24 protein-coding genes, 1 tRNA gene and 1 pseudogene are annotated in these 19,982 nt (G+C 71.9%); 10 read left to right on the plus strand and 16 right to left on the minus strand.

The window, feature by feature from the left end:
- A pseudogene (locus IEZ17_RS33760) lies at positions 1 to 614 on the plus strand (Rossmann-fold NAD(P)-binding domain-containing protein); the annotation flags it as partial.
- A 451-nt stretch (positions 615 to 1,065) separates the two neighbouring features.
- Here IEZ17_RS33760 and IEZ17_RS33765 read toward each other — a convergent pair.
- Positions 1,066 to 1,130: transfer RNA gene (locus IEZ17_RS33765), tRNA-OTHER, on the minus strand.
- Positions 1,131 to 1,349: 219 nt separating this feature from the next.
- Entirely contained in the window at positions 1,350 to 1,451 is a 102-nt protein-coding gene (locus IEZ17_RS43245) for a bL33 family ribosomal protein (protein WP_229852890.1), read from the minus strand.
- Between the two features lie 148 nt (positions 1,452 to 1,599).
- On the opposite strand from IEZ17_RS43245, the gene IEZ17_RS33770 reads away from it, so the two are divergent.
- The 6 genes from IEZ17_RS33770 (at position 1,600) to IEZ17_RS33795 (ending at position 6,406) form a co-directional block, all read left to right on the plus strand.
- Complete coding sequence (locus IEZ17_RS33770) at positions 1,600 to 2,586, plus strand: metal ABC transporter solute-binding protein, Zn/Mn family (protein ID WP_189306922.1); 987 nt, start codon at positions 1,600 to 1,602, stop codon at positions 2,584 to 2,586.
- Positions 2,587 to 2,595: 9 nt separating this feature from the next.
- Positions 2,596 to 3,534 (plus strand): metal ABC transporter ATP-binding protein, encoded by a 939-nt coding sequence (locus tag IEZ17_RS33775; RefSeq protein ID WP_189306924.1) that lies wholly within the window; start codon positions 2,596 to 2,598, stop codon positions 3,532 to 3,534.
- Positions 3,521 to 4,426 (plus strand): metal ABC transporter permease, encoded by a 906-nt coding sequence (locus tag IEZ17_RS33780; protein WP_229852891.1) that lies wholly within the window; start codon positions 3,521 to 3,523, stop codon positions 4,424 to 4,426. The genes IEZ17_RS33775 and IEZ17_RS33780 overlap by 14 nt, the downstream gene beginning before the upstream one ends.
- Entirely contained in the window at positions 4,423 to 5,286 is an 864-nt protein-coding gene (locus tag IEZ17_RS33785) for a metal ABC transporter permease (protein ID WP_189306928.1), read from the plus strand. The genes IEZ17_RS33780 and IEZ17_RS33785 overlap by 4 nt, the downstream gene beginning before the upstream one ends.
- 14 nt (positions 5,287 to 5,300) lie before the next feature.
- The gene (locus IEZ17_RS33790) at positions 5,301 to 5,750 is read left to right on the plus strand and encodes a Fur family transcriptional regulator (protein WP_189306930.1); all 450 of its coding nucleotides are present in this window, start codon (positions 5,301 to 5,303) and stop codon (positions 5,748 to 5,750) included.
- A 362-nt stretch (positions 5,751 to 6,112) separates the two neighbouring features.
- Positions 6,113 to 6,406 carry a hypothetical protein gene (locus IEZ17_RS33795; protein WP_189306932.1) on the plus strand — a complete coding sequence of 98 codons (294 nt, stop codon included), beginning with the start codon at positions 6,113 to 6,115 and terminating at the stop codon, positions 6,404 to 6,406.
- 152 nt (positions 6,407 to 6,558) lie between these two features.
- On the opposite strand, the gene IEZ17_RS33800 is transcribed toward IEZ17_RS33795, so the two are convergent.
- From IEZ17_RS33800 to IEZ17_RS33810, 3 genes are all read right to left on the minus strand, one after another.
- Complete coding sequence (locus IEZ17_RS33800; RefSeq protein ID WP_189306934.1) at positions 6,559 to 6,870, minus strand: ArsR/SmtB family transcription factor; 312 nt, start codon at positions 6,868 to 6,870, stop codon at positions 6,559 to 6,561.
- Positions 6,871 to 6,976: 106 nt separating this feature from the next.
- Entirely contained in the window at positions 6,977 to 7,414 is a 438-nt protein-coding gene (locus IEZ17_RS33805; protein ID WP_189306936.1) for a (2Fe-2S) ferredoxin domain-containing protein, read from the minus strand.
- On the minus strand, positions 7,411 to 7,725 hold the full coding sequence (locus IEZ17_RS33810) for a WD40 repeat domain-containing protein (protein WP_229852892.1): 315 nt from the start codon (positions 7,723 to 7,725) through the stop codon (positions 7,411 to 7,413). The genes IEZ17_RS33805 and IEZ17_RS33810 overlap by 4 nt, the downstream gene beginning before the upstream one ends.
- A 98-nt stretch (positions 7,726 to 7,823) precedes the next feature.
- Between IEZ17_RS33810 and IEZ17_RS46065 the strand changes: the two genes are divergently transcribed.
- Positions 7,824 to 8,486: a TroA family protein gene (locus IEZ17_RS46065; protein ID WP_506005271.1), complete on the plus strand. Its 663-nt coding sequence runs from the start codon at positions 7,824 to 7,826 to the stop codon at positions 8,484 to 8,486.
- A gap of 120 nt (positions 8,487 to 8,606) precedes the next feature.
- Here the strand turns inward: IEZ17_RS46065 and IEZ17_RS33820 are convergent, their stop codons facing one another.
- Positions 8,607 to 9,059 carry a DUF4442 domain-containing protein gene (locus IEZ17_RS33820; RefSeq protein ID WP_189306938.1) on the minus strand — a complete coding sequence of 151 codons (453 nt, stop codon included), beginning with the start codon at positions 9,057 to 9,059 and terminating at the stop codon, positions 8,607 to 8,609.
- A gap of 147 nt (positions 9,060 to 9,206) precedes the next feature.
- The gene (locus tag IEZ17_RS33825; protein ID WP_373300025.1) at positions 9,207 to 9,377 is read right to left on the minus strand and encodes a DUF4442 domain-containing protein; all 171 of its coding nucleotides are present in this window, start codon (positions 9,375 to 9,377) and stop codon (positions 9,207 to 9,209) included.
- 273 nt (positions 9,378 to 9,650) lie between these two features.
- Here IEZ17_RS33825 and IEZ17_RS33830 point away from each other — a divergent pair, with 273 nt between their 5' ends.
- The gene (locus IEZ17_RS33830) at positions 9,651 to 10,928 is read left to right on the plus strand and encodes an MFS transporter (RefSeq protein WP_229852893.1); all 1,278 of its coding nucleotides are present in this window, start codon (positions 9,651 to 9,653) and stop codon (positions 10,926 to 10,928) included.
- Here IEZ17_RS33830 and IEZ17_RS33835 read toward each other — a convergent pair.
- From IEZ17_RS33835 to IEZ17_RS33845, 3 genes are all read right to left on the minus strand, one after another.
- Positions 10,915 to 11,790, minus strand: a complete 876-nt coding sequence (locus tag IEZ17_RS33835; protein WP_189306942.1) for a spermidine synthase — start codon at positions 11,788 to 11,790, stop codon at positions 10,915 to 10,917. The genes IEZ17_RS33830 and IEZ17_RS33835 overlap by 14 nt on opposite strands.
- 131 nt (positions 11,791 to 11,921) lie before the next feature.
- On the minus strand, positions 11,922 to 13,097 hold the full coding sequence (gene tuf / locus IEZ17_RS33840) for an elongation factor Tu (protein ID WP_189306945.1): 1,176 nt from the start codon (positions 13,095 to 13,097) through the stop codon (positions 11,922 to 11,924).
- Between the two features lie 109 nt (positions 13,098 to 13,206).
- The gene (locus IEZ17_RS33845) at positions 13,207 to 13,383 is read right to left on the minus strand and encodes a hypothetical protein (RefSeq protein ID WP_189306947.1); all 177 of its coding nucleotides are present in this window, start codon (positions 13,381 to 13,383) and stop codon (positions 13,207 to 13,209) included.
- A 191-nt stretch (positions 13,384 to 13,574) separates the two neighbouring features.
- On the opposite strand from IEZ17_RS33845, the gene IEZ17_RS33850 reads away from it, so the two are divergent.
- A complete protein-coding gene (locus tag IEZ17_RS33850; protein WP_189306949.1) occupies positions 13,575 to 14,276 on the plus strand; it encodes a TVP38/TMEM64 family protein in 702 nt (233 codons plus the stop codon).
- 30 nt (positions 14,277 to 14,306) lie between these two features.
- On the opposite strand, the gene IEZ17_RS33855 is transcribed toward IEZ17_RS33850, so the two are convergent.
- The 6 genes from IEZ17_RS33855 to IEZ17_RS33880 form a co-directional block, all read right to left on the minus strand.
- Complete coding sequence (locus IEZ17_RS33855; RefSeq protein WP_189306951.1) at positions 14,307 to 14,993, minus strand: pyridoxamine 5'-phosphate oxidase family protein; 687 nt, start codon at positions 14,991 to 14,993, stop codon at positions 14,307 to 14,309.
- A gap of 200 nt (positions 14,994 to 15,193) precedes the next feature.
- Positions 15,194 to 15,967 (minus strand): hypothetical protein, encoded by a 774-nt coding sequence (locus IEZ17_RS33860; RefSeq protein ID WP_229852894.1) that lies wholly within the window; start codon positions 15,965 to 15,967, stop codon positions 15,194 to 15,196.
- 357 nt (positions 15,968 to 16,324) lie between these two features.
- Positions 16,325 to 17,206, minus strand: a complete 882-nt coding sequence (locus tag IEZ17_RS33865; RefSeq protein WP_229852895.1) for an SCO6745 family protein — start codon at positions 17,204 to 17,206, stop codon at positions 16,325 to 16,327.
- 583 nt (positions 17,207 to 17,789) lie between these two features.
- On the minus strand, positions 17,790 to 18,014 hold the full coding sequence (locus IEZ17_RS33870; RefSeq protein ID WP_189306953.1) for a hypothetical protein: 225 nt from the start codon (positions 18,012 to 18,014) through the stop codon (positions 17,790 to 17,792).
- 2 nt (positions 18,015 to 18,016) lie between these two features.
- Positions 18,017 to 18,274, minus strand: coding sequence for a DUF6400 family protein (locus IEZ17_RS33875; protein ID WP_189307016.1), 258 nt, complete (start codon positions 18,272 to 18,274; stop codon positions 18,017 to 18,019).
- Between the two features lie 380 nt (positions 18,275 to 18,654).
- Positions 18,655 to 19,833, minus strand: coding sequence for a PP2C family protein-serine/threonine phosphatase (locus tag IEZ17_RS33880; RefSeq protein ID WP_189306955.1), 1,179 nt, complete (start codon positions 19,831 to 19,833; stop codon positions 18,655 to 18,657).
- Positions 19,834 to 19,982: the final 149 nt, after the last annotated feature.

Consider the following 19,982-nt stretch of genomic DNA (forward strand, 5'->3'; position numbering starts at 1 on the left):
GCCGAGGAGAGCGCCGCCCTCGCAGCCCTCGGCGAGGAACTCGTCGGCAGCGACCGCCCTTTCGTGACCGTCTCGGGTACGCCCCAGGCCCCGGGCCGTGTCTCCACCGAAGCCGACCCAGTGCCGACCGACGGACCGGTCGGCGGTCGCGGCCGCGCGGTCACAGCGGTCCTGGGCCTTGCCGCGCGCGGGGTCCGGAGCACGGCCGTACGCCTGCCGCGCACGGTCCACAACCAGGGCACGGGCGGGTTCGCCGGCCTGCTGACCGACATCGCACGCCGGACCGGGGTGTCCGGCTACCCGGGCGACGGCACACAGCGCTGGCCGGCCGTCCACGCGCTCGACGCGGCGGCCCTCCTCCGGCTCGCCCTGGAACACGCGGAAGCCGGCAGCGTCTGGCACGCCGTGGCCGACGAGGGGGACAAGGTACGGGACATCGCGGCCGTCATCGGCCGAGCCTGCCGGTCGAGTCGGTGCCGTCGCAGACGTACGGCCCTCTCGGCCCGATCTTCAAGGCCGACCAGCCCTCGTCCAGCGCCCACACCCGGCAGACCCTCGGCTGGGAGCCGAAGCACCCCAGCCTCTTGGAGGACCTGGAGAACATCCAGCCCTGACCGGCGACCGGGAGGCCCGCTTACGGCGCTCGCGCCGACAACGGCAGACCCTCACCCCTCACCTACGTCACTCGCGGTCAACGCGGCTCCGGCTCTCGACTTGATCCCCACGTCTTCGCCGACAGCCATGCCCGCGAGTCAGTGGGCCGCCGCCAACGGCGTCCCGGTCCTGACCTCCGTCATCGCCGAAAAGACGTTTTATGGGACCCCCCAAGAGCGCCCTCGACCACGTTCCTTTGATGCACCGTGGACGCGCCCCGGGGATCGTCCACTCATCACCCAACGGCAATCACCTGCTTGTCCACCGCTCTGCACGCTCGCTGCACGCCTGTCCACCGGATGTCCACCGGTAGCGATCACGGCTTCCACGAAGCGCCGCCCCGCTGCCACAGAATGATCACAGTAAGAGCAAAGGTCCAGGTCAGAGGCTATCTGACCTGGACCTTCCCAGAGCCCCCTGTCGGATTCGAACCGACGACCTTCAGAAGGTCTTCTCCCAGATTTCTCCCAGGGAGCCGAGGCCAGCCTGTCGCCGCACGGCAACTGCCGCTTCGTCAGGGTTGCCGAGATGAGGGCCGCAGGCGCCGGATCTATGCCCCCCCGCGCACACTGCTGCCGGCGGAGTGCGGATTGCTTGCGCGAAGGAATCCCGCTGCCGGGACAGAGGCGTGACGGGCCCGGCCGCGGCCCCGCTTCAGGAGCGGGATCGAATACCTGGTCGGGAGCGCTGGGGGCTCAGCGCTCCTCCCGGAACTCGATGTGGCGGCCGACGACGGGGTCGCGCCGGCGCCGGGTGAGCCGGTCGGGGGTGTTCGCAAGGGCGGCTGATAGCGGCATCGCCGGGGTGATATCGCACGCCAGGTCAAAAGATGGCAACGGTTTTCATCTCTCATTGATATGAAAATCATTCCCATCTAGCTTGTGGGGGTGTCCCTGTGGCTGGATCGCGCCGCTCCGCGTCCGGCATTGCCCGAAGGAGCCTCATATGTCCCCCCTCTCTGTCCGCGTCCCACGTTCCGTCCGACGAACCGTACGCATCGCGCTCGGTGCCGCGGTGGCAGTCGTGACCGCCGCGACGGCCACGGCCTGCTCGACCTCGTCGCCGAAGACCGCCAACGCCGGCGATGCCGCCTCCACCGGGGGCGGCTCGGGCAAGACGGTCCAGGTGGTGGCGGGGGAGAACTTCTGGGGCAGCATCGCCTCCCAGCTCGGTGGCAGCCATGTGAAGGTGACCAGCGTCATCACCAACCCGGACACCGACCCGCACGACTACGAGCCGACCGCCGCCGATGCCCGCACGGTGGCCGGTGCCCAGTACGCGATCGTCAACGGCATCGGCTACGACGCCTGGGCCGACAAGCTGCTCGCCTCCAACCCGGGCAGCGGGCGCACCGAGCTGAAGGTCGGCGACCTGGTCGGGATCACGCCAGGGGGCAACCCGCACCGCTGGTACTCCCCGGCCGACGTCCACAAGGTCATCGAGAAGATCTCCGCGGACTACAAGAAGATCGACCCGGCCGACGCCGCCTACTTCGACCAGCAGAAGACGACCTTCGAGACCAAGTCGCTCGCCGGCTACAACAACCTCATAGCCGACATCAAGGCGAAGTACGCGGGTACCCCGATCGGCGCCTCCGAGTCCATCGTCACGCCACTGTCGGACGGCCTGGGGCTGAAGATGCTCACCCCCGAGACGTTCCTGGACGCGATGAGCGAGGGCACCGACCCCACGGCCAAGGACAAGGCCGCCATCGACGACCAGATCAAGAACAAGCAGATCAAGGTCTACGTCTACAACTCCCAGAACTCCACCCCGGACGTGCAGACGCAGGTCAAGGCGGCCAAGGATGCGGGCATCCCGGTCGCCACCGTCACGGAGACCCTGGCCCCCGCCGGGGCGACCTTCCAGCAGTGGCAGACCACCGAACTCCAGGGCATCGAGCAGGCCCTGGCCAAGGCGACCGGGAAGTGAACTGACGCCATGAACCCGATAGCGAAGGTCCGCGAAGCCGTGGCCCACAGCGGTCACACCGTCCCCGCGCCCCGAACCGAAGACCACGACACGGCCGCAGAAGCCGGAAGCGGCCCGGTGGTCGCCCTGCATGACGCCGCCGTGCGGGTCGGCGGGCGCACTCTGTGGTCGGGCGTGGACCTTCGCATCGGGCCCGGCGAGTTCACCGCCGTCCTCGGTCCCAACGGGGTCGGCAAGTCCACCATGATCAAGGTGCTGCTCGGCGCGCTGCCCGCCGCAGGCGGCGAGGTCAGGGTCCTCGGCGCTCGTCCGGGGCAGGCCAACGGCCGGATCGGCTACCTGCCGCAGCGCCGCAGCTTCGACGCCTCGATGCGCGTCCGCGGCACCGACGTCGTCCGCCTGGGCCTCGACGGTGACCGTTGGGGCGTGCCGCTGCCGTTGCCGACCGCCCGCCGCCGGGCCGTGCGTGAACGCGTCGCCGAGGTCGTCGAGTTGGTCGGGGCGTCGGGGTATGCGCACCGGCCGATCGGGCAGTGTTCCGGTGGCGAGCAGCAGCGGCTGCTAATCGCGCAGGCGCTGGTCCGCCGCCCCGAACTGCTGCTGCTGGACGAGCCGTTGGACAGCCTGGATCTGCCCAACCAGAGCGCGGTGGCCGCGCTGATCGGCCGGATCTGTCATCAGGAGGGGGTGGCGGTGGTGATGGTCGCCCACGACGTGAACCCGATACTCCACCACCTCGACCGGGTCGTGTACCTGGCCGAGGGCGGCGCGGCCACCGGCACCCCGCAGGAGGTCATCACCTCCCGGACGCTGACCCGGCTCTACGGGACCCCGGTCGAGGTACTGCGGGCCTCAGATGGGCGGCTGGTCGTGGTCGGCCAGCCGGAGGCGCCCGCCGTGCACACCGACCGGCACGGGATCCCGGGAGGCGTCCGTGCTGCTGGCTGACACCGCCGTACCTGCCTGGTCCTGGAACCTCATCGCCGACTTCCAGCAGATGTGGTCGTTCCCGTTCATGGTCAACGCCTTCCGCGCGGGAGCGGTCACCGCCGTGGTGTCGGCCGTGGTGGGGTGGTTCGTGGTGCTGCGGCGGCAGACGTTCGCCGCGCACACCGTCTCGGCGGTGGCCTTCCCCGGCGCGGCCGGGGCGGTTCTGCTGGGGGTCAGCGCGGTATACGGGTACTTCGCCCTGTGCGTGGCCGCCGCCCTGGTCATCGCGGCCCTGCGAGGCAGCGGAGACCACGAGGAATCCGCGCTCACCGGAACCGTCCAAGCCTTCCTCCTCGCTGCCGGCTTCCTCTTCATCGCTCTGTACAAGGGGCTGTTGGAGGGGCCGCAGACCATTCTGTTCGGCACGTTCCTCGGCATCACCTCGACGCAGGTGACCGTGTTGACGGGTGTCGGCATCGGGGTGCTCGCGGTGCTGGCGCTCATTGGGCGACAGCTGCTGTTCGCTTCTATCGACCCGCAGGTCGCCGCCGGGCGCGGGGTGCCCGTGCGTGCTCTCTCCGTCGCCTTCCTCGTCCTCTTGGGTGCGGCCACCGCGGAAGCCAGCCAGATCACCGGGACACTTCTGGTCTTCGCCCTGATGGTGATCCCCGCAGCAACCGCCCAGAACCTCACCGCCCGGCCAATTCTGAGCCTTGCGCTCGCCGTGCTCCTGGCGCTCGCGGCCACCTGGCTCGGGCTGACCGCCGCCTACTACTCGCCCTACCCGCTGGGCTTCTTCGTGACCTCGTTCGCCTTCGCCGGATACGTCACCGCCCGGGGCATGCACGCGCTGCACACGATCCGCGGCCGGATCAGGCCCTCCCTGCCGGCCAAGGAGGTCACGGCATGACTGATCTGCTGGCCGCATCGCCGCTCTCCCAGCCCTTCTTCCAGCACGCCCTCCTCGCCGGGACCGCCATCGCCGCCGCCTGCGGGCTCGTCGGTTGCTTCCTCGTCCTGCGCGCCCAGGTCTTCACCGGCGACGCCCTCAGCCACGTCGCCTTCACCGGCGCCATGGCCGCCCTCGCCTTCGGCTACGACCTCCGCCTCGGGCTGTTCGCCGCCACCGTCGCCATGGCGCTGCTCTTCGGCACCCTCGGCCGCAAAGCCCGGCCCGATGACGTCGTCATAGGGAGCGTCTTCTCCTGGATCCTGGGCCTGGGAGCCTTCTTCACCACCCTCTACACCACCTCCCGTAGCACCTCCAACGGCACCGCCGGGGTCAGCGTGCTGTTCGGCTCGATCTTCGGCATCTCCGCCGGGCGGGCGACCGTGGCGGCTCTGGTCGCCCTTGGCGTCTGCCTGCTGGTATTGCTCATCGCCCGCCCGCTGCTGTTCGCCACCCTCGACGAAGCGGTGGCCGCCGCCCGCGGCGTGCCGGTCCGCCTGCTCGGATACGGCTTCCTCGCGCTGGCCGGGGTCAGTGCCGCCGAGGCCGCCCAAGCGGTCGGATCCCTGCTGCTGCTCGGCCTGTTGGCCGCACCCGCCGGCGCCGCGATCCGGCTCACCGATCGCCCCTACAGGGCCCTCGCCCTCTCCGCCGCACTGGCGGTGCTGGAGATGTGGGCAGGGCTCTTCGCCTCCTACGCGGTCCCCACGATGCCACCGAGCTTCGCCATCATGGCCGCCGCCACCGCCGTCTACGCCGCCACCTTCCTGATACGGCGGCCCACCACCCGTACCCCCACCCCAGCCCGCGCGGGGGCCTGAACGAAAGCACGGTGATGGCACGCAACCGACCGCGCACCGCCGCACCTTCGCAGGAAGTGGCGCTGATCGGCCGTCTCACCCAGCAGCGCGCCATCGTGCTGGAGGCCCTCATGGCGGTGGAAGGCTTCGTCGGCGCCCAGGCCCTGCACAACCGGCTGACCGGCGACGGAACGCCGGTCGGCCTGACCACGGTCTACCGCACCCTGACCGCCTTCGCCGAAGCCGGCCGCGCCGATGTCGTCCGCGAAAGCAACGGTGAACGCCTCTTCCGCTACCGCCCCGGCCCCGACCACCGCCACTACCTGATCTGCACCGGATGCGGCCTCAGCCTCCCGGTCGACTCGGAACCCGTCGAGACCTGGGCCGAGAAGATCGCCCGCACCTCCGGCTTCGCGAACGTCCGGCACACCGTCGAGCTCGCCGGCCTCTGCCCGGACTGCAACCAGCGGGCGCGCGGGCGATGACAACACGGGCGCGGGCGGACCCGGCGTCCACCCGCCGGCACGCGGTGTAGGGCCCATACGTACACCGCGTCTGCGTCCCCGCCCGGCGGGGCCACGACGCCCCCTGGATCGCCAGGTTCGCCGACCTGCCCTTGCCCGCGGGTCAATCCCGCCGGCCACGAACTCCACTGGCACCTGGACACCACCGCCCCTGGAAGGCCCACGTCACGACAGCTCGTGCAGCCCACGACACCTGCGCGGAGGGCAAACCGGCTGTGACGGCAGCCAATTGCTCACCTTTCACGCCCCGTTGACCGGCCAGCTCGCAAGGTGCCCGCATGAAAATCCGGTTTCTCCCGCTTACCCGGCGCACGACGGCCTCCGTGCGTCCCGTACTGACGCACTGCACGCTCCAGGCCGTGTGCGATCGCCGCGTCGAGAAGAAGGTACGCGCCCTGTGCTTCCGCGCGTTCGCCGAAACCGACACGCGCCTGCACAGCGTGCACACCATCAATCGGGACGGCAGCGTCGATGTTCTCCTGCAGATGGCACTCACCCCGGAAAGCCCCGCAGCCGCTGCCCTGGAACGGCTGGTCGTCCTGCTGACCCGCGAACCTCAGGTGCGTGATCTGCGCTGGCACCTGTACCCCGACCACACCCCTCCGAACACCGCCTGACCGTCCGCCCCCTGGTGCGCGGAGCCTGACCGTCAGCGGTACCGGGCGCTGCCCGATCGGCGTGACACCGCTGACCTGTCCCGGCACCGAGCTTCCACAGTTGTCCGTGTGCCGGGTGCCGTGTGCCGTGTGCCGTGTGCCCGTGGCGGCCTCTACGCTCGGCTGTCCCGGATCCCGAGCGCGCGGTGCTCGATGTGGTGGACCGCCTCATCGAGGAGTTGGGCGACGTGGTTGTCGTAGAGGCGGTAGACCATGCGACGCCCCGCCCGCTCGCCGGCCACCAGGCCGAGGATGCGCAGCAGGCGGAGCTGGTGGGAGACGGCGGACTGCTCCATGCCGATGGCGGCGGCGAGTTCGGTGACGGAGCGCGGCTCTTGCCGGAGTGTCGTGAGGATCTGCGGGCGGGAAGGGGCGGCGAGGGCCTGGAGGGTGCCGGCGACGGTCGTGATGGTGGCTGCGTCCATAGGGGTCGCCGCACTCGCACGCGGTGGGGTCGGTTCCCGTACGGCCGAGGCGGTAGGCGCCGGGCACTTGGGCCATGGGCATCGGGAGAACCGATCGGCCGCAGCCTCACCTGCGTGCACGGCCCCGCCTGCCTGTCCGCCTGCGTACCTCGCCCGGCGGGCGGATGAACTGCAGCTCCGACGTGGGCGGCGGCTCGGCGATCCCCGGACCGCCGTCGGCGGCCCAGCGCAGGACGTCGTCGGTGGCGGCATCGTCCATGGCCCAGCCGATCCACGTGGCGCGCCCGCCGCGGCGCCGCCCCTCGCCGGAGGGCTGGACCACGATGACGTTGGCCTGGTCGCACGGGCCCAGGCAGTCCGTCGTACGGACCGTGAATCGGCCTTCGGAGTCGCTGGCTGCCGAGTACAGCCGGTCCAGTTGCCACTCGTGGTCGCTGCCGGGGTGCTTGCGCGGGTTGCCGCAGCAGCATCCCCGGCACACCACCAGCGTGCACGGCCGTTCGCGGGACGCGCCGATCACCGTACGAGCCGTGCCCGCGGTCACAGGACGGTCCGGGAGGGCAGGTGGTGGGCGCTCACCCGCCCGTCCTGGTAGGCGGCGATCAGGAGATGCGGTCCGGCCCAGGCCAGGGCGGCCACCGCCGCGTCGCCGTCGAGCGTGCGCTCCGGGCGCAGCCGGGCTTCCGGCCGTCCTGCGGTCGCCCGCCACAGGGCGATCGTGCCGTCGTGGCCACCGCTGGCGAGGTGGCCGCCGGCACCCGGCCGCCAGGCCAGGGCGGTGACGGGCTCGTGGCAGCGCAGCGAACGCGGCGCGGTGCCGGCCGGGCCCTTGCCGGAGAAGTCCCACACCGTCACGTCCGGGGCACCGTCCGACCGAGGAGGAGTTCAAGGCGGCCGGGATCAGGCACATCTACCTGAAGTCCACCGCCTGCGCGGCGCGGAGCAAGAGCCCGGTGACGGACCTGTCGGCGGTCGAGGCCGACATCACCTCGCTCGGCGCGGTCACCGGCACGAGCGCCAAGGCGAAGGAACTCGTCGCGGGGATGAAGGAGAAGGTGGGCGCTGTGCAGAAGGCGGTCGGCGGTACGGCGGAAGGCAAGCGGCCGACGTACTTCTTCTTCGACTACGAGGCCGGTACCAAGCAGCCCACCGTCATCTGCAACCGCCAGGTCGCCAACGCGGTGATCACCCTGGCCGGAGCCCGCAACGTCTTCGCCGACTGCAACAGTGACCGCAAGCAGGTCGGCTGGGAGGACGTGATCGCCAAGAACCCGGACTGGATCCAGCTCGGGGTACGCAACCGGGGCAGCGACGCGGCGAACAAGAAGTTCCCGCGCTCGTCGCCGCCATGGCCACCCCTGCGGCCCGGCTCCGTGCACCTATCGCTCACACCGACTACAGCGAGCGGCTGTCCGGGGGCCCCTCACCCCGTGAGCACAACTCTCGCCCCCAGCAACGGCAAGCCGTGGGTCTCCCTCGGCGGAACCGACGGCTTCCTGAAGGCCGTAAATGACAAGGGCAGTTCATGGAGCCAGCTGAGCCAGGTCGGACCACGGGCGCGTGCAGGCCCGAGTACCAGCCCTCAGCCGTCTCCCACAACAAGAAGCGGTACGTGATGTACCAGCGTCAAACGTGATACACCGCCACTGAAGAGCGTGCCCGGTGAGACCAGCGACAGGACCCACCGGACACGCTCTGGGAAGGTGCCGAAGTCCTCGTGTCTCCGGTCCCCCAACTCAGCTGTTGGGACGGAGAGTCCACACCACGGTCATCTCACCCGTGACCGCCTCGTCCTCGCGCTGGATGGCAATGCTCACCGGGAACTCCGGACGCTGCCCCGCGTCGAGTTCCGCGACGACCTCGGCAATCGGGCGCCCCAGCGTGGCCGTGGCCGTCACCGCTCCCTTGGCAAGCTTCTTGTAGCCGATCTCGGCCCGCACCGCCAGTGGGACGGCCCGTGAGAGCTGGTCTCCGAACGCGGAGAGGACGATGGCACCACTGGCCGACTCGGCCAGCGTAAACATGGCACCCGCATGCGGGCCGGCGATGTGGTTGTGGTAATCCGGCTGGTCAGGGAGCCGGAGCACGGCACGTTCCGGAGTGACTTCCAGGAACTCCAGGTTCAGGGTGCGCACCATCGGCACCGTGGAAGCGAGCATCTCGCCGATCGGCGTCTTCTCAACTGTCATGGACTCAATGTTACCCATCAGTAGAATCGCCCGCCATACCCGTTCCCGGCACACCGCCAGCCCGATAGAGACCCCTCGGGTCGCGGACTCGCCCCGCCGCCGAAATCAGCAACTCCGTGCGGAACCCCGAGGTGTACCTATGGGGCATCACGCCCCCGCGTGCGGCCCGCCGACGTGGTTGTGGAAGTCGGGCTGGTCGGGCATGCGGACCACGGCACGCTCGACGGCGGTCTCGGTGAACTCGGGTTTCAGGGTGCGGACCATCGGCACGGATGCCGCCATCATCTCGCCGATCGACGGCAGGGTCTCTGAGGGCATGGCGTCATGTTACCTATCGGTAGCTTTGCTGTGAAGAGGTCCCGCGACCGGGCACGGAGGGCGCATCCGACCGGCGGGCGGGGCGGATCCGGCGCACCGGCAGGGCGCGATCCGGCGTCCCGTACCCGCCCGGAATTCGCTGTCGATCGCCGCCCCTGCCCGCCTATCGTGGGCCGTCATGGGGTCGGGACAACAGCACACCAGGCACTGGCAGCACCACGGGGGCGGGCGGCACGAGGGGCGCGGGTGGTCCGCGGACCCGCGGGTGCGGTCTTGGTGAGGGCCCGCCCGCCGTGGGCGGGGCGCAATTTCCTCCTGCTCAGCGCCGCCACCGTCGTCGCCGGCCTGGGCAGCAACGGGGCGCTGATCGCGACCTCCTTCGCGGTCCTGGGCGCCGGCGGTTCCGCCACGGACGTCGGGCTGGTCTCCGCGGCCCGCATGATCCCGCTCGTCTTCTTCCTCCTCATCGGCGGCGCGATCGCCGACCGGCTGCCCCGGCACCGGGTGATGGTCGCCGCGAACAGCGTCAACTGCGTTGCGCAGGGCCTCTTCGCGCTGCTCGTCCTGGCCGGCGAGCCCCGGCTATGGCAGATGGCGCTGCTGGCCGCGGTGGGCGGCACCGGGCAGGCGTTCTTCGCCCCGGCGGCCGAGGGCATGCTGCTCGCCAGCGTGTCCGGGGAGGACTCCGGGCGCGCGTTCGCGGTCTTCCGTGTCGGCGTGAACGGCGCGACCATCGGCGGCGCCGCGCTGGGCGGCGCCCTGGTCGCCGCCGTCGGCCCGGGCTGGGTGCTGGCGATCGACTCCGCCTCCTTCGCCGTCGCGGGAGCGCTGCGCGCCTTCCTCGACGTGAGCGGCGTTCCGGCGCGCGCTCCCAGCGGCGGCGTGCTGCACGACCTGCGCGACGGCTGGCGCGAGGTCGCCGGCCGGCCCTGGCTGTGGGGGATCGTGGTGCAGTTCTCCATCGTCAACGCGGTGATCATCGCGGTCCAGTCGGTCTACGGTCCGCTCGTCGCCGAGGAACACCTGGGCGGCGCCGGGCCCTGGGGGCTGGCGCTCGCCGCGTTCGGCGCGGGCACCGCCGGCGGCGCCCTGCTGATGACCCGCTACAAACCGCGCCGGATCCTCCTCGCCGGCACCCTGTCCGTCTTCCCGCTCGCCCTGCCGTCCGCCGCCCTCGCCGTCCCGCTGCCGACGGCCGGGCTCGCCGCGGTCCTGTTCGGCAGCGGCGTCTCGATCGAGGTCTTCGCGGTGACGTGGATGCTCGCGCTGCACCAGGAGATCCCCGAGGAGAAGTTCTCCCGCGTCTCCTCCTACGACTGGCTCGGCTCGCTGGCCATGGTCCCGGTGGCCACCGCGCTGGCCGGCCCCGCCCAGGACCTCGTGGGACGCCCGGCCGCCCTCTGGGGCTGCACGGCCCTGGTCGTGCTGCTCACGGCAGCCGTCCTGTGCGTACCGGACGTCCGGCGCCTCACCCGCCGTACGGCCGTCGTCGCGGACGGGGACGGCGACGCGGCGGACGACCGGGGCGGCGCGCGCATCACCCCACGCTGAACGCGCCGTCCGGTGGCTCCGGTGACGCGACCGCGTCGGCATCCCGTACGGGCGCCGCGTCCGCGATCAGCCGGCGCAGCGCCGCGCCGTGCTCGACGCGCGCCGGGAACGGGTCTCCGGCCACCCGCCGGGCCAGCGCCGCCACCGGGATCTCCGCCGGCGAGGCGACCAGCACCGCGTTGCCGAAGCGCCGGCCGCGCAGCACGGACGGCTCGGCGATGAGCGCGAGGTGCGGGAACACCTCGGCGAAGTTGGCGAGTTGGCTGCGCAGGAAGGTGAACGGCGCGCCGTCGGCGAGGTTCGCCGCGTAGCAGCCGTGCGGGCGCAGCACCCGGGCGGCAGAGCGCGCGTACTCGACCGAGGTGAGGTGCGCGGGCACCCGCGAGCCGCTGAAGACATCCGCCACGATCACATCGACGCTGTCCCGCGGCGCCGCCTCCAGCGCCGCCCGCGCGTCCTGCGCGTGCAGCGCGATACCGGAGCCGTCCGGCAGCGGCAGCTCGTCCGTCACCAGGGCGAGCAGTCCCCGGTCGGCGTCGACCACGTCCTGCCGGGAGTGCGGGCGGGTCGCGGCCAGATAGCGGGGCAGGGTCAGCGCTCCGCCCCCGAGGTGCAGGACGTCCAGCGGATCGCCGGGGGCGGCGGCCTCGTCCAGCACGTGGGCGAGCCGGCGCACATACTCGAATTCGAGGTGTGTGGGTGCGTCGAGATCGACGTACGACTGCGGCGCACCGTCCACCGTCAGCAGCCACGCGCGGGGCCGGTCGACATCCGGCAGCAGCTTGGCGGTGCCGTGGTCCACGGCCCGGGTGAGGGGTATGGGCTCGGACTCGGGGCCGGGCCGGTGTGTTGCGTCGTCCACCGTGCCATTGTGCCGGGTGGCCGCGGACGGGCCGGGGCGAGTGCCGGGAACGGTGCCGGTCCGGTCGATCGTCGTGATCGGCCGGACCGGCCCCGCAGGCCGGCACCCCGCTGTGCGCCTGCCGGCCGCGCTCAGTCCTCGACGGTACGGACCGTGCCCGCGCCGACCGTCCGGCCGCCCTCGCGGATGGCGAAGCCGAGGCCCGGCTCCAGCGGCACCTCGCGGCCCAGTTCGACGGTGGCGGTCACCGTCGCGCCGGGGCGGGCGACGGCCCGCTCACCGAGATCGAGGTCGCCGACCACGTCCGCGGTCCGGATGTAGAACTGCGGGCGGTAGCCGGTGGTCACCGGTGTACGACGGCCGCCCTCCTCCGTGGAGAGGAGGTACACCTCGGCGGTGAAGCGGCGCCGCGGTGTGACGCTGCCCGGCGCCGCGATCACGAATCCGCGGCGCACGTGCTCGCGGTGCACCCCGCGCAGCAGCAGCGCGACATTGTCCCCGGCCTCGGCGGACTCCATCGGCTTGCCGAAGGTCTCCAGCCCGGTGACGGTCGTCTGCACCGTGTCCCCGCCCAGCACGGCCACCTGCTCGCCGCACCGCACCGTGCCGCGCTCGACGGCTCCGGTGACGACCGTGCCGCGCCCGGTGATGGTCAGCACGTTCTCGACCGGCAGCAGGAACGGCGCGCCCACATACCGCTTCGGCATCGGGACGTAGGTGTCCACGGCGTCCAGCAGCGCGTCGATCGCCGCCGTCCAGTGGGGGTCGCCCTCCAGGGCACGCAGTCCGGAGACCCGTACGACGGGGACGTGTTCACCGTCGTAGCCCTGCGCGTCGAGCAGTTCGCGCACCTCCAGCTCGACCAGGTCGGTGAGCTCGGGGTCGCCGGCGTCGGCCTTGTTGAGGGCAACGACGATGTGCCGTACGCCCACTTGCTTGGCGAGCAGCACATGTTCGGCGGTCTGCGGCATGATCCCGTCGAGCGCGGAGACGACGAGGATCGCGCCGTCGAGCTGCGCCGCGCCGGTGACCATGTTCTTGATGAAGTCGGCGTGGCCCGGCATGTCCACATGGGCGTAGTGCCGGGTACCGGTCTCGTACTCGACGTGCGAGATGTTGATGGTGATCCCGCGGGCGGCCTCCTCCGGGGCCCGGTCGATCCGGTCGAACGGGACGAACGTGCCGCTCCCCCGGTCGCTGAGGACCTTGGTGATGGCGGCGGTGAGCGTCGTCTTGCCGTGGTCGACATGGCCCATGGTGCCGATGTTCAGATGCGGCTTGGTGCGTACGTATGCCGTCTTGGGCATGGTGTTCTTCCTCGCAACACTGCGGTGAGAACGGCGCGGTGGCGCCGTGGGGACCCCTGAGCCGCTCCGACCCTCCCCTTGCGGGGTCCGCCGGACATTCCGGAGAGGGTCAGATTCGGGCGCCGTCGGCCGCTGCTGCGGCGGCGGCCGGGACGGCTGCCGCGACGGTGGCGGCTGCGGCCACGGCGAGCGCGGCGGCATCGGCGACTGCGGTGAAGAAGACGACGGCAGCCTTCGGCGCGTCCGCGACTGCGGACGACAGCGAGAGGAAGGCGTGCCGGAACATGCGTCCTATGGTGCCGGGTTGGGACTGCGGCGTCGAATGATTTTCCGGCCCGGTGCCGGCCGCCGCGGCTCCGGGACCGCTGTGCCGCCGAGGGCTCCACCGGACCCCTTCCCGTGTGCGGCGGAAACGGTTTCGGTGCCGTGCCGCCCGGATTACGGCCGCTCGCCACCTTGGTCGGTTACGCTCCCGGGATGCTCGAACCCGCTGCAACGCCCGACGGCCCCGCCGCGCGCTGCCTGCGTGTGCTGCTCTCCCCCTGGTCCCGGCTTGCCCTGCTGCTGGTCCTGCTGGCCTGTGCCGCGGTCGCGATGGTGCTGTTGCATCCCCAGCGGCTGCTGGCCGGCGGCTGGCCCGGGCAGCTGTCCGGGCCGACCGCCCTCGTGGTCTTCGCGCTGGCGTACGGCGTCTGCACCACCGCCTTCGTCCCGCGCCCGGTGCTCAACCTCGCCGCGGGCGCCCTCTTCGGGAGCCAGGGCGGGATGGCGACCGCGCTGGCCGGCACGGTGCTGGGCGCCGCGCTGGCCTTCGGGCTGGGCCGGCTGCTCGGCCAGGACGCACTGCGCCCGCTGCTGCGGGCCCGCTGGCTGACCGCCGCCGACCGGCAGCTGAGCGAGCACGGCTTCCGCTCGATGCTGGCGATCCGGCTCTTCCCGGGGCTGCCGTTCGCTGCCATGAACTACTGCGCCGCGGTCTCCCGCATGCGCTGGTCGTCCTACCTCCTGGCGACGACCGTGGGCAGCATCCCGAACACCGCGGCCTACGCGGTCGCGGGCGCCCGGGCCGCGACGCCCACCTCACCCGCGTTCCTGCTCTCCACGGGCTTCATCGCAGTCAGCGGCCTGGCGGCACTGGCCGTGGCCTGGTACAAGCGCAAGGCGCTCCGCGGGGACTGACACCGGTGCCGTGCGTGCACCCGGTGGCCGTCACGACGCGGGCCTCCCCGCCCGGTCCCCTATATGGGCGGGCGGCACCGCGTCCGCGGCGAGCAGCGGGTCCGGCTCGGGAGTTCCCCATTCCGTACGGAGCGGCAGCACCCCGGCCCACAGCCCCAGTTCGGCGTCCGGCCCCTCGCCGTCATCGGGTGCGCCGGTCCTGAGCTTCACGGATGCCTCGTCGAGCGAGAGCGCGAGCAGCGCCGTGGCGGCCAGCTCCTTGCGGTTGGGCCGCCGGGCGTAATCCCACTGTCCGGGCGCGGACTGCTCGGTGAGGCAGCGCAGCCCGGCGCGCTTCTCCGCCTCGTCGGTGACCAGGCGCGGCACCCCGTAGACCATCGCGCTGCGGTAGTTGACCCCGTGCTCGAACACGGAACGGGCCAGCACCAGCCCGTCCACATGGGTCACCGTCACACAGACCGTCGCCCCAGGGGACGCCACCAGGCTGCGGCTGGCGACCGAGCCGTGGAAGTACAGCGTGCTGCCGTCCGACCCGTAGACGGTGGGCACCACCATCACCGTCCCGTCCACCGTCACCCCGAGATGGCAGACGAACCCGGCCGCCAGTACGGCATCGAGCTCGGCGCGGTCGAGGCTGCCCTGCTCACGCAGGCGGCGGTGCCGGGTGCGCTCGGTCACGGGCAGCGAGGAACCGGGGGCGGAGCGGGGCGCGGTCATGACGGTCTGCCGATCTGGGGCCGGGAGCGGGCTGCACACGAGACGGGCAGCCCGGCAGGAACACCCCTCAGGCTACTGATTCCACGCCAGTCGGGCCAGGTATATAACTAAATTCGTTGAGAATGGGCACTGCGACAACTAATTCCCTAAGCACCTCGTCGTCCGACCGCAGCCCGACCACCGTCGGACCGTCGTCCGGGCTAGGAACTGAGGTGGTACTGCGCCCACGGCTGGTGGGACGGTGCGGACTCCTCACGGGCGGGCGCGATGGTGCCCCACGGGGCGAGCGCGCTGTCCCATTCGGACGAGAGGGCGGCGACATCGGTAACGGCTTCAGTCGACGGCATCGCGCCCGAATGCCAGGCGGCGGCCATGTGGTGGGCGGGGGGTGCGGTGGCATTCCAGGAAGCCGACTGCTGGGCGGGGATGGTGTATTCGGCCTCATGGACATCGCCGGGGCCCCGGCGGTGGCGGCCCGCGTGGGATTCCGCCGGGCCGGGATAGAAGCGCCCCTGCGCCGAGAGCTGCTGGGCACGGGTGACCAGCCTCGTGAGATCGAGGCCGAATTCGGAGGCCAGCTCCCGCAGGTCCACTCCGGTCTGCCAACTCCCGATCAACACGGCGTCTATAGCGGGCGACCAGTTCTGCTCCGTCGTGACGCCGGAATCGCGCGCCGCACCCGTTTGACGGACCCCCGCGGACGCCGCCGCAGAGGAGAAGTCCGCAGCATGATCGGGCGCCGGGGACGGCTCTTCCGGCTCCTGGGGCTGCACCGGAGGGGCGGAGAGCAACTCCTCGGCGACGGCGCGGGCGTCGTCCTTTCCCACCGTGCGCCGGGCGACCCGCACTTCCCGTTCGTTCAGACCGAACAACCCCGCCACGGCGCCCGTACTGCCCACCGTCACCGCGAACGCCGCCAAAATCCGCGAGCGGTCGGCCTGCGCCTCGTCAAGTCTGGCCTGTGCCTCACGCACACGTTCGTCACCCAGACAAAACGCCTCTGCCAGCACAGCGTTCCGGTCCCACAATTCTCTCGGATCCATACTCAGACAACGCCCCTTCCGTCGGAGGTGATCCGATCTGTCGCTGCAAAGCACCCCAAAGCACCCATCGAACCACCAAATGACAATCACGTCGCAGCTCAACGGCGTCCGGCCGCACAGAAGTCGATCTTGCGTGCGGGCCGATTGTCAGTGCCGCGGGTTACCGTCTGCATCAGTCGCAACTTCCCCGTCCGTGCGGGGTGTTGGTGGGGGGGACGATGGCTCCGCTCAGGATCAGACTCGGGCACGGCACGCACGCCGGAGGGCGCACATGTCCCAGGACGGGCGCTACGGGGTGTCCGGGTGCGGCAGGCCGATCGGATTGGGGAAGGGGAGGACGTCCGCGGCCAGGATGCGGCGGACGACGGGCTCCAGCAGCCCCAGGAGGCCGTCGGCCTGCGCGGGGGACAGCGAGCGGAGCAGCCGCGCGGCGAGCCGGTCGGTCTCCTCCTCGATACGGGTGCGCTCGCACAGCCCGGATGCGGTGGCGTCGCCCTGGGCGTCCACGAGGTCGCGGGCGCGGAGGCGGTCTGCCGCCGCTGCCCACTCCTCCTCGGTCCAGCCGCGGTCCTCCCGGATGGTGTCCTTGGGCACCAGGCCGGAGGCGGCGGCGAGGACCAGCGCTTCGCAGCCGTCGACGTCCCGGTCGGCGAGCACGGAGAGATGGGCATCGCCCCGGAACTCCCGTAGGGCGGTCGCCAGTTGCCACAGCCGCTCCACGGGGTCCGCGGGGTCGCACAGCGCGCGGTTGGCGGCGAAGAGGGGGCGCGCGGTGGCGGGTGCGTCGTCGACGATCGCCTGGAGCAGCGGCAGCAGTTCGGTGGCCGTCCGGTCCAGGTGCGGGTGGATCCGCCGCAGGGCGTGTGCGGCGCGCCGGCCGCGCTCGTCGAGGACGTGCGCCGGGCCCGCGGTGCTCCAGGCGGCGGGCAGCGCGCGGGCCACCATCCCCGGGGCGAAGACACCGAGTACGGCCGTGGCGGCTGCGGGTTCCACGGCTCCCAAGGGGGCGGTACGGGAGGCGAAGTAGCCCATCCAGAAGCCCTTGAGACCGAGGGCCCTGCCGAGGGACCGGCAGTCGTCGTCGAAGTAGCAGACGGCGTGCAGCGGTTCGGTCATCAGCCAGAGCGCGCGGGCCTGCCGGGCCGCGGACGACTGCGTGGACTGCTCCATGGACGGCTCCCTCAACGGCACTTGTACGGCGCTGGACGACTCCCTGCACCGCACGCTAACGCCGTCGGTCCGGAATCGCACGGGATCGGTCGTGCGGCCGGTGCGCAAAGATCGCTGCCGGCGGGCGGGCCGGAGTTCAGGACCACCAGCCGGACCAGGCCGGGGCGGGCGCCTCGCCCGGCTCGGCGTCACACGGTAAGGAGGGGGAAGGGGATGCAGCGGACGCCTGCGACGGGGAATGCGCAGATCGTCGATGCCGCGCTGGAGCGCATAGCGGCCGGGTATGTCTTCCCGGAGCGGGCGGCGGAGATCGACACGGCGATACGGGGCCGGCTGGGCGCCGGCGAGTACGACGGGCCGACCGGGCGGCATCCGGTGACGGAGCACACCACGGTCACGGTGCCGACCGCGCGGACCGTCAACGCGGTCACCGGGACCAACTGGGAAGGCGTCGGCGTGCGGCCGGACCGGGCGGTGCCGGCGGAGCGGGCGCTGGAGGTCGCCTACGAGGAGGCGCGGGAAATCGGGGCCCAGCCGGCCAAGGCCGCGCGTGGCGGTGCGAGGGGTGCGCGGCGCAGTGGCGCTACGGGCGTCCGCCGGCGCCGAAGCCCGACTCCCACGCCCACAGGTGGGTGCAGTTCGGGCACTGGAGGTGCAGCAGGCTGCCCCGGTTCGACAGCAGGTAGCGCCAGTGGTCGTCGCAGGTACGGCCGTCGTCGCAGGTCCCGCAGCCCTCGTGGTCCTGGCAGCGGGGGCAGGGGACCCAGGCCCGGCGGCCGATATCGGCGGTGGGGTCCAGTGGCAGCATGCTCAGCCCTGCCCGGCTGCCGGCAGTACACCGGCGGCGACCAGCATGTCGTAGGTCGCCTGCTGCTCGGCGTCCAGGCCGGAGTAGAGGAGCCGCTGGGCGTCCGCCTCGCCGGTCATCGCCTCGATGGGGTCCCAGGCGTCGCCGAGCGCCGCGAGGACTTCGGCCCGGCGCCGGGCTTCGTGGCCGGCGAGGTCGAGCTCGAAGGTCCCGGACGTGCCGTCCCCGGATATCCCGGACACCGAGGAGGTGTCGAACATCCCGGAGGTCCCGGATATCCCGGATGGCTGGTGGTCCGGGGTGTTGCGGTCGTTCATGGTGCGCTTCCTGTACCACGTGCGGACGATTCGGACGAGTACCCCCGATCGGACGTGTCTACCAAGTGGGACAGCATTGAGGAAGCGTCAGACGGAGGATGCCGCCGGTTGGGCGCCCGGGAGGGCGGCATATCGGGGGCCGCGGGGCCGGGGAGCCGTCCCGGAGTGACGGATGTCATCTCCCGCGACCGGCCTCAGGCGCCCGCCAGGACCCTCCCGGGGGTCGGCAGCAGGACCGCCCGCCGCCACCCCCGGACCGGTGGGCCGCCAGGGCCCGCCCGGTGCTGTCCGGTGATGTCCGGTGATGTCCGGTGGATCAGGCTCTAGCCGCGGTCCGCGTGCCGGTGGTGGTGTCCGGTGCGTGGTGGCGGGGCGGGCGACCGCAGTACCGCGACCGCCGCGGCGTCGTCGGTCAGCCGGCCGTTCGTATGCTTCAGCAGGTCCTCGCGCAGCCGGCGCAGCACCTGCCGGGGGCTGCCGGAGCTCCAGGCGCCGGCGCGCTCGGCCAACGGATAGAAGGTGCCGTCGCCGTCCCGCGCCTCCGTCACGCCGTCCGTGTAGAGAAGCAGCAGATCTCCGGGCTCGAAGGGGAAGGTCTCGACCACGTAGTCGGGAGCTCCGGGGAGGCCGCCGAGGCCGATCGGCAGGCCGGTGTGCTCGACGTGCAGGGCGATGGCCCGCCCGTCGCGCAGCAGGAGCGCGGGCGGGTGGCCGCAGCTGATGGTGCCGAGTTCGTGCAGCCGGTCCGGGATGTCGAAGAAGGAGACCGTCGCGAAGGTCTCTTCGGCGTCCGGCGCGTGGACAGGGGCAGGGGCCGCCCGGTGGGTGGCGCGGGTGGGGTCGCCGTCGGCCGGGGCGGTCCGGCGGGGTCGCGGATTGGCGTGCCGCCACTGGCTGTTGTCCCAGCGGACGGCGCCGTCGAGGTGGCGGGCGAGGTTGGGGAGGGTGGCCTGGCGGTGGGCAGCCGCACGGAAGGCCCCGAGGAGCAGGGCGGCCTGGCTGTACGCGGGCAGGCCCTTGCCGCGGACGTCGCCGATGACCAGCCGGGTGCTCTGTGCGGTGCGGGCCGCGGCGAAGAGGTCGCCGCCCATCTCCGCCTCCTCCTCGGCGGGCAGGTAGATCGAGGCGATCTCCAGGTCCGCGCTCCGCTCGGGCAGCGGCCGGAGCAGTACCTGCTGGGCCACGGCGGCCACCGAGCGGGTCTTGAAGAGCTGCCGCTCGTAGCGTTCGCGGACGACGGTGAAGACGAAGAGCAGCGCCGCGACGACGATCAGCGAGCCGATCTGGGCGTAGAGGTTCGCGGTGAACAGGGAGTGGCGCGCGATGCCGATGCCCACTTGGGCGGCGACTGCCAGCGTGCCGATCGCGGCCGTCGGCCCGGGCCCGGCGAAGGCCGCCGTGATCGCGGGGGCGGAGACCAGCAGCGGTCCCAGGTGGATGTCGGCCGGCGCGAGGACGTCGGCCAGGCAGACCACGACGATCAGCCCGATCGGGATCAGCATCAGAGCATGGCTCGGCTCAGGGCGTTGCCTCAGACGCGTCAGCCGTGAAAAGGGCATGCATCATGTTTGCACTGGTTTGCGAGAAATGCCCGGATAGCCCGATCTCTCGTCGGCGACGGCCGGGGGGGGACCGCACCGGGCGCGGCGGG

The sequence above is a fragment of the Streptomyces albospinus genome (assembly GCF_014648695.1).
Classification (GTDB): Bacteria; Actinomycetota; Actinomycetes; order Streptomycetales; family Streptomycetaceae; genus Streptomyces; species Streptomyces albospinus.

Coding starts and splice junctions, on each gene's coding strand:
- IEZ17_RS43245 (WP_229852890.1), bottom strand. CDS start 1,451: ATGCCGCTATCAGCCGCCCTTGCGAACACCCCCGACCGGCTCACCCGG.
- IEZ17_RS33770 (WP_189306922.1), top strand. CDS start 1,600: ATGTCCCCCCTCTCTGTCCGCGTCCCACGTTCCGTCCGACGAACCGTA.
- IEZ17_RS33775 (WP_189306924.1), top strand. CDS start 2,596: ATGAACCCGATAGCGAAGGTCCGCGAAGCCGTGGCCCACAGCGGTCAC.
- IEZ17_RS33785 (WP_189306928.1), top strand. CDS start 4,423: ATGACTGATCTGCTGGCCGCATCGCCGCTCTCCCAGCCCTTCTTCCAG.
- IEZ17_RS33790 (WP_189306930.1), top strand. CDS start 5,301: ATGGCACGCAACCGACCGCGCACCGCCGCACCTTCGCAGGAAGTGGCG.
- IEZ17_RS33800 (WP_189306934.1), bottom strand. CDS start 6,870: ATGGACGCAGCCACCATCACGACCGTCGCCGGCACCCTCCAGGCCCTC.
- IEZ17_RS33820 (WP_189306938.1), bottom strand. CDS start 9,059: ATGACAGTTGAGAAGACGCCGATCGGCGAGATGCTCGCTTCCACGGTG.
- IEZ17_RS33825 (WP_373300025.1), bottom strand. CDS start 9,377: ATGCCCTCAGAGACCCTGCCGTCGATCGGCGAGATGATGGCGGCATCC.
- tuf (WP_189306945.1), bottom strand. CDS start 13,097: ATGCCCAAGACGGCATACGTACGCACCAAGCCGCATCTGAACATCGGC.
- IEZ17_RS33845 (WP_189306947.1), bottom strand. CDS start 13,383: ATGTTCCGGCACGCCTTCCTCTCGCTGTCGTCCGCAGTCGCGGACGCG.
- IEZ17_RS33850 (WP_189306949.1), top strand. CDS start 13,575: ATGCTCGAACCCGCTGCAACGCCCGACGGCCCCGCCGCGCGCTGCCTG.
- IEZ17_RS33855 (WP_189306951.1), bottom strand. CDS start 14,993: ATGACCGCGCCCCGCTCCGCCCCCGGTTCCTCGCTGCCCGTGACCGAG.
- IEZ17_RS33865 (WP_229852895.1), bottom strand. CDS start 17,206: ATGGAGCAGTCCACGCAGTCGTCCGCGGCCCGGCAGGCCCGCGCGCTC.
- IEZ17_RS33870 (WP_189306953.1), bottom strand. CDS start 18,014: ATGCTGCCACTGGACCCCACCGCCGATATCGGCCGCCGGGCCTGGGTC.
- IEZ17_RS33875 (WP_189307016.1), bottom strand. CDS start 18,274: ATGTTCGACACCTCCTCGGTGTCCGGGATATCCGGGGACGGCACGTCC.
- IEZ17_RS33880 (WP_189306955.1), bottom strand. CDS start 19,833: ATGCTGATCCCGATCGGGCTGATCGTCGTGGTCTGCCTGGCCGACGTC.